Here is a 1,597-nt window from a genome sequence, read left to right as displayed (position 1 = left end):
ACGCCGCCAGCGTCGAGGACGCGCTGACCGCCGGGCGGGCGTGCGCCCGCAACAACCTGCTCAAGACCGCGCTGTTCGGCAACGACCCGAACTGGGGCCGGGTGCTGGCCGCGATCGGCACCACCGATGCGGTCTTCGAGCCCGACCGGGTGGACGTGACCATCAACGGGGTCACCGTCTGCCGCGGTGGGGCGATCGGCGACCCCCGCGAGGGCGTCGACCTCACCGGTCGCGCGATCACCATCGACGTCGACCTGGGAGCCGGTGGCGAGCAGGCCACCGTCTGGACCAACGACCTGTCCATCGCCTACGTGCACGAGAACTCGGCCTACTCCACATGAGCATCGACCACGCACAGCACCTGACCCGCACCAGCACCGTGCAGGACCCCACCCCGCCCGACGTCCGCGTCGACGAGGCGCCGCCCACGGTGCCCGCCGTCCGCAAGCGGATCGGCACCACGCGCGTGATGCGCACCTACGACCCGGAGGGCGACGCCCGCAAGGTCGCCGTCCTGACCGGGGCGCTGCCGTGGCTCAAGGAGTTCCACGGCAACGTGGTGGTGGTCAAGTACGGCGGCCACGCGATGGTCGACGAGGAGTGCCGCCGGGCCTTCGCCGAGGACATGGTCTTCCTGCGGACCTGCGGCATCCTCCCGGTCGTCGTGCACGGCGGCGGCCCGCAGATCACCAGCATGCTGCGCCGGCTGGGCATCAAGAGCGAGTTCCGCGGCGGGCTGCGGGTCACCACCGAGGAGAGCATCGAGGTCGTCCGGATGGTGCTCACCGGCCAGGTGGGTCCCGAGGTGGTCAACCTCATCAACCAGCACGGGCACTTCGCGGTCGGGCTCTCCGGTGAGGACGGCGGGCTGTTCACCGCCCAGCGCACCACCGCGGTCGTCGACGGCGAGGAGGTCGACGTCGGCCTGGTCGGCGACGTGGCCGACGTGGACCCCACGACCGTCGGCGCGATCATCGACGCCGGCCGCATCCCCGTGGTGTCCACCGTGGCGCCGGACCCCAGCGGGCGGGTGCACAACCTCAACGCCGACACGGCGGCCGCCGCGCTGGCCGTGGCGCTGGGCGCGGTGAAGCTGGTGGTCCTCACCGACGTCGAGGGCCTCTACGCCGACTGGCCCGACCGGGAGTCCCTGGTGCAGAAGATCGACACGCGAGAGCTGGCCGAGGTCCTGCCGACCCTGGACGCGGGGATGGTGCCGAAGATGGCGGCCTGCCTGCGGGCGGTCGAGGGCGGGGTGAAGCGGGCGACCGTGGTCGACGGCCGCACCCCGCACGCCCTGCTGCTGGAGATGTTCACCACCGAGGGCACCGGCACGATGGTCCTCCCGGCGGTCGACGGCGCGAGCCCGGCTCCGACCGGCAACGCGGAGCCCGCGCGATGAGCCGCACGGAGGAGCTGGCCGCCCGCTGGTCGGCGGTGATGATGCACAACTACCGCACCCCGCCGGTCGCGCTGGCCCGCGGCGCGGGAGCCACCGTGTGGGACGTCGACGGCCGGGAGTACACCGACCTGCTCGGCGGCATCGCCACCACCATCCTCGGCCACGCCCACCCGAGGGTCGTCGAGGCCATCACCC

3 protein-coding genes are annotated in these 1,597 nt (G+C 72.8%); all 3 read left to right on the top strand.

Annotated features, from left to right (window positions below):
- Nucleotides 1-341 (top strand): bifunctional ornithine acetyltransferase/N-acetylglutamate synthase (locus ACI79G_RS24910; protein WP_456883713.1); only part of this gene is annotated, 341 nt, incomplete at its 5' end.
- Nucleotides 338-1,402, top strand: coding sequence for an acetylglutamate kinase (gene argB / locus ACI79G_RS24905; protein WP_456883712.1), 1,065 nt, complete (start codon nt 338-340; stop codon nt 1,400-1,402). The genes ACI79G_RS24910 and argB, both read left to right, overlap by 4 nt.
- Nucleotides 1,399-1,597 (top strand): aminotransferase class III-fold pyridoxal phosphate-dependent enzyme (locus ACI79G_RS24900; RefSeq protein ID WP_456883711.1); only part of this gene is annotated, 199 nt, incomplete at its 3' end. The genes argB and ACI79G_RS24900, both read left to right, overlap by 4 nt.

The sequence above is a fragment of the Geodermatophilus sp. SYSU D00779 genome (assembly GCF_054050595.1).
The sequence above is the reverse complement of the archived record's forward strand: the minus strand, read 5'-3'. Positions and strand labels throughout refer to the sequence as shown.